Below are 4,849 nucleotides of genomic sequence, written 5' to 3' on the forward strand. Positions count from 1 at the left end.
GTGCTCGACGCCGCGGGCAATGCCGGCGCCAGCATCGCCATCTCCAACAACTACGCACTTGATGCGACCCGTCCGACCGTCAGCATCGTGGTTGCCAATCCGGTGTTGGGAATTGGCCAGACGACACTGGTGACCTTCACATTCAGCGAAGCGGTCAGCAACTTCGACTTGTCGGACTTGAGCGTGACCAATGGTGAACTGACCAATCTGGCCAGCAGCGATGGCGGCAAGACCTGGACCGGGACCTTCACGCCCACCGCGAACATTACCGACCCGAGCAACTTCATTGCGCTGGACACCAGCAATGTGACGGACCTGGCGGGCAACCTGGGCGCCAGCGTCGCGGTATCCAATAACTACACAATCAACACCGTACCGACGCCACCCCCCTTGGTGTTGACACCGGTGGTCGTGGCCGATCCACCGAACGTGCCATTGCAACCGATCATCTTCACCCCACCCACTGGCGATCTCGGCTCGCCACTGACCTTTGCCCCGTTGTTTGAACAACGGGTGATGGGCAATGGCATTCGGCCTCTGGGCGACATTTTCATAAACCACGGGGCGCTGACGCCGAGTTTCATTGCCCAGGTATTCACCAGCAGCGACAACGGTGGCGATGGCTCAGGCCACGGCTTCCTCGGCTTTGGCGGGGGCGATGGCGGGGTCTTCGGCAGCAGCACGCTGTCGAGCCTGTTCAATCAGGCCACCAGTAGCGAGGGGGATTCGCTGAACACCTTTGGTAATCAGTCAATCAGGGCGGGGGATGTTTCCCAAGGGCTGCGCGGCGTGTTTGGCGCACCGAGTCTTGGCCAGCAATTACAACAGCTCAAAGACACCGAGCAACGGCAGGTCGACAGCCTGGCCGCGGCTTTGCAACAGGTCGGCATCAGTGAAATGCAGGCCTGAAAAATCATTAAAGCAGTGCGGCACCGGGGGCAATACAAGGATGAAAAGAAGTCATAAGTTGTTCGGCGCCAGCCTGCTGGCGCTGGCGATCAGCGGATGTGCAGTCACCAGTCAACCGATCGAACGCAGCGTCAGCCAACAGCGCGCCAAAAGCGATCTGCAAAACATGTACAAGGGTCAGGAGCCCCTCAGCGGCCCGCTGACCCTGCACCAGGCCATGGCCCGCGCGGTGAAATACAACCTCGAAGGCCGGCTCAAGATCATGGAAGAAGCCCTGGCCAAGCGCCAACTCGACCTCGCCAGTTTCGACATGCTGCCGCGCATGGCGCTGGATGCCGGTTACGTGGGGCGCAACAACGTCAACGCCTCCAGCAGCCAGAGCGTGCGCACCGGCACCCAGTCTCTGGAACCGTCGACCTCCCAGGACCGCGACCGTGACGTGGCGGACCTGACCATGGTCTGGAACGTGCTCGACTTCGGCGTCAGCTACATCAGCGCCAAGCAGCAGGGCGATCAGCGGCTGATCGTGCAGGAACGTCGGCGCAAGGTGATCAACACCATCGTCCAGGACGTGCGCTCGGCCTATTGGCGAGCCGTGGCCGCCGAACGTTTGCTCAAGCAAATCGACAGCCTGATGGCCCGGGTCGATACCGCCCGTGAGAATAGCCAGAGCATGAGCCAACAGCGTATCGGCGATCCGATCCAGTCGTTGGCTTATCAGCGCTCGCTGATCGAAGCCACCCGGCAACTGGAAGAGCAACGCCGCGCGCTGTCGCTGGCAAAAACCGAGTTGGCGACCCTGATCAACCTGCCACTGAATACCGAGCTGACGCTGGCGACTCAGGACGATTACGACATTCCGGAACTCAAGGTCGACCTCGCCAGCCTGGAGCAGGAAGCCCTGACCAGTCGGCCGGAGTTGCGCGAGCAGGATTACCAGACCCGCATCAGCGCGGCCGAAACCCGCAAAGCCATGCTGCGCCTGTTACCAGGGCTGGAGTTCTCCGCTGGCGGGCATTACGACAGCAACTCGTTTTTGGTGGAACAGAGCTGGGCGGATTACGGGGTGAAAGTCACCTGGAACCTGTTCAATGTGATTTCCGCACCCGCCGCGATCGACGTCGCCAAGGCCGGCGAAGAAGTCGCCGCGGCACGTCGTCAGGCGATGTCCATCGCAGTGTTGGCCCAGCTCTACGTGGCCAACGCCAACTACCGCGAAGCACTGCGGCAGTTCCAGACCAATCAGCAGTTGTCGAACATCGACGGGCAAATCATCGGCCAGCTGCGCAACCGCTATCAGGCGGCCGGGCTGGGCGAACTGGATCTGATCCAGGGCGAACTGAACACGTTGCAGGCCGATCTGCGTCGCGACCTGTCCTACGCTGACCTGCGCAACGCTTACGGGCAAATCTTCGCCAGCGCCGGTCTCGATCCGCTGCCGGACGAAGTGCAATCTACCGAAGTCCAGTCCATCGCCACCGCACTGGCCAATCGCGAAGCGGCGTGGGCGGCGGGCAACATCTCAGTACCGCCGGTGGCCCATGCCCCGGTCCGCTAACCTGCTGGCGCCRACGGCGAGCATCAGCCGCGCCCAACGGGAGGCCCGCAACGGCCATCGCGGCGCGGCGATTCTGCTGACCGGTTTACCGGCGGCGGGCAAGTCGACATTGGCCCAGGCACTGCACGCCGAGCTGTTCGAACATGGCGTGCAGAGTGTGGTGCTCGATGGCGATGGACTGCGGGTCGGGCTCAATCGCGATCTGGGGTTCACCGACAGTGATCGCCTGGAAAACATCCGCCGCGCCAGCGAAGTGGCGGCGCTGTTGGTCGAGAATGGGCAGATTGTCATCCTCGCGATGATTGCGCCCTTGGTGGAGTTGCGCGAACTGTTTGCCCGGCGGCTGGGCGAGGATTACCGCGAAGTCTGGTGCAGCGCCTCTTTGACGGTGTGTGAACAGCGTGATCCCAAAGGTCATTACGCCCGGGCTCGACGGGGTGAGTTGGCGGGCTTCACCGGTGTTTCCGCGCCTTACGAACCACCGCCGTGTGCGTCGCTGGTGCTCGATACGGGCGCGCAATCGGTCGAGGCCTGTCTTGACCGTTTGCTGACCTGGCTCGGCGAATGTGCGGTGCTGCCAAAACGATGAGCCGACCGGCATTCTCCCGATTGCCGGTGACGGTGGATTTGCCGTTGCTGTTGCAGGCGCTGGCGGCGATCGGTGAGGACAACTGGCACGGTCACTTCAACAGCGCTTACTACACCGGCGACTGGAGCGGCGTGGCGCTGATTTCCGCGGCCGATGCCTTGACCGAGCTGGCACCCGGTCGCGGTGAACCTCGAGTGCGCGAACTCTGGCGACGGGATGTTCGATGGCAGCAAGGGTTGCGGGATCTGCCGCTGCAGATCGTCTGCGCGCGCCTGTTGCGACTCGGTCCGGGCGGGCGTATCCATGAGCATCGCGACTATGACCTGGGCGAACCGGATGCGGACTTGCGCCTGCACATCCCGCTGCTCAGCCCCTCTCAAGTGGACTTCATGCTGGACGGCCAGCGCATGCCGATGGCCGCTGGCGAGTGCTGGTACCTCGACCTGGCGCGACCTCATCGCGTAGACAACCGCGATACCCAGACACGGATTCATCTGGTGCTCGATTGCCGGCCCGGTGCCTGGCTGGAGCAGGCGATTATCGATGGGGTGGCAACCACGCCGTCGCCGCTAATCGGTGATCAAGCTTTAGAGCAATTCAAGGCACTGCTGGTCGGCGAACCGCAGCTGTGCAAGACCTTGCAGGGATTGCGGGACAACGAAGCCTTTGTCGCCCGCACTCTGGAGCTGGCCGCCGAGCGCGGCCTTGCATTTACCCGTGAAGAACTGCGTGCGGCGATGCGCGATGGTCGCCGCCAGTGGACTGAACAATGGAGCGCCTGAACCTCGAAGGCTGGTTGCCGATTCGCGTGTGGCAAGAGGCTGGGCAATGGCAAGTCGATTGGTGCTGGTTCGGTGACACGCGGCTGCATCAGCCGTTTTTTCGTGACGCCGTGGAGGATGCGCTGCGACTGCCGTTCAATCAGGCATTCCGCCGAAAAACGGCATTGTCGACCCTTGCGGACTGGCAGGCTTGCAGTCCCGGCCTGACACCGAGCGCCTTTATCTTTCACGCCTCCCGCTGTGGCTCGACCCTGGTCAGCCAGATGCTGGCGCGACTCGACAACCACATCGTCATCAGCGAACCCCCGCCACTGGACGCGTTGCTACGCAGCGATTTGCCTGCTGTCGAGCGCCGTGCGGCGATCAAAGGGTTACTGTCGGCCTACGGGCAATGTCGACGTGGCGTGGAGCAACGGTTGGTGATCAAACTCGACGCCTGGAACATCGGTGAACTGCCGTTACTGCGCGAGTGCTTCCCTGAAACACCGTGGCTGTTTCTTTATCGCGATCCGCTGGAGATTGCTGTCTCGCATCTGCGTCGCCCGGGCGTGCACATGGTGCCGGGGATGATCGGCGCCAGTGTGCTGGATGACGAATTTCCATTCAGCGGCCGTGAGGATTACATCGCTCGGCGGTTGGGGCAATTGCTGGCGTCGGGGTTGGCGCAATGCCAGGCATTTGGTGGYTGGGCGGTGAATTACAGCGAACTGCCGCAGGCGATGGCGGGGCGGTTGGCGGCGTTCTTTGCGTTGGACATCGAGCAGCGCCGGCAAGTGTTTGCAGCGGTGGGGCAACATGCCAAGCAGCCGTCGCAGGTGTTTGTCGGCGACGGCGATGACAAGCGTCGCGAAGCCTCGGCGTTGCTTCATGAACGGGTGGAGCGCTGGGCGCGGGAGCCGTATGAGGCGTTGGAACAATTGCGCAAAATATAATCTTATTGTGGCGAGGGAGCTTGCTCCCGCTGGGGCTGCGTAGCAGTCGCAGATGTTGGGGCCGCTTCGCGACCCAGCG

General features: G+C 62.4%; 5 protein-coding genes. All 5 read left to right on the plus strand.

Translation table 11 applies throughout. The features are described from left to right. The coding region (locus tag AC1DLB_RS21400; protein WP_477785597.1) for an Ig-like domain-containing protein at nucleotides 1–909 on the plus strand (909 nt) is incomplete at its 5' end. 40 nt (nucleotides 910–949) lie between these two features. Next, nucleotides 950–2,467 carry a TolC family protein gene (locus AC1DLB_RS21405; protein ID WP_064615746.1) on the plus strand — a complete coding sequence of 506 codons (1,518 nt, stop codon included), beginning with the start codon at nucleotides 950–952 and terminating at the stop codon, nucleotides 2,465–2,467. Next, the gene (gene cysC / locus AC1DLB_RS21410; protein ID WP_064615748.1) at nucleotides 2,451–3,056 is read left to right on the plus strand and encodes an adenylyl-sulfate kinase; all 606 of its coding nucleotides are present in this window, start codon (nucleotides 2,451–2,453) and stop codon (nucleotides 3,054–3,056) included. The genes AC1DLB_RS21405 and cysC overlap by 17 nt, the downstream gene beginning before the upstream one ends. Continuing rightward, nucleotides 3,053–3,838 (plus strand): aspartyl/asparaginyl beta-hydroxylase domain-containing protein, encoded by a 786-nt coding sequence (locus tag AC1DLB_RS21415; RefSeq protein ID WP_477744081.1) that lies wholly within the window; start codon nucleotides 3,053–3,055, stop codon nucleotides 3,836–3,838. The genes cysC and AC1DLB_RS21415 overlap by 4 nt, the downstream gene beginning before the upstream one ends. Next, a complete protein-coding gene (locus AC1DLB_RS21420) occupies nucleotides 3,826–4,770 on the plus strand; it encodes a sulfotransferase family protein (protein ID WP_477745548.1) in 945 nt (314 codons plus the stop codon). Before AC1DLB_RS21415 ends, AC1DLB_RS21420 begins: the two co-directional genes overlap by 13 nt. Nucleotides 4,771–4,849: the final 79 nt, after the last annotated feature.

This window comes from Pseudomonas sp. 05N434, from assembly GCF_056396965.1.

Bases quoted from the DNA above. Each gene is read 5' to 3' on its own strand.
- AC1DLB_RS21405 (WP_064615746.1), top strand. From the start codon at position 950: ATGAAAAGAAGTCATAAGTTGTTCGGCGCCAGCCTGCTGGCGCTGGCG.
- AC1DLB_RS21415 (WP_477744081.1), top strand. From the start codon at position 3,053: ATGAGCCGACCGGCATTCTCCCGATTGCCGGTGACGGTGGATTTGCCG.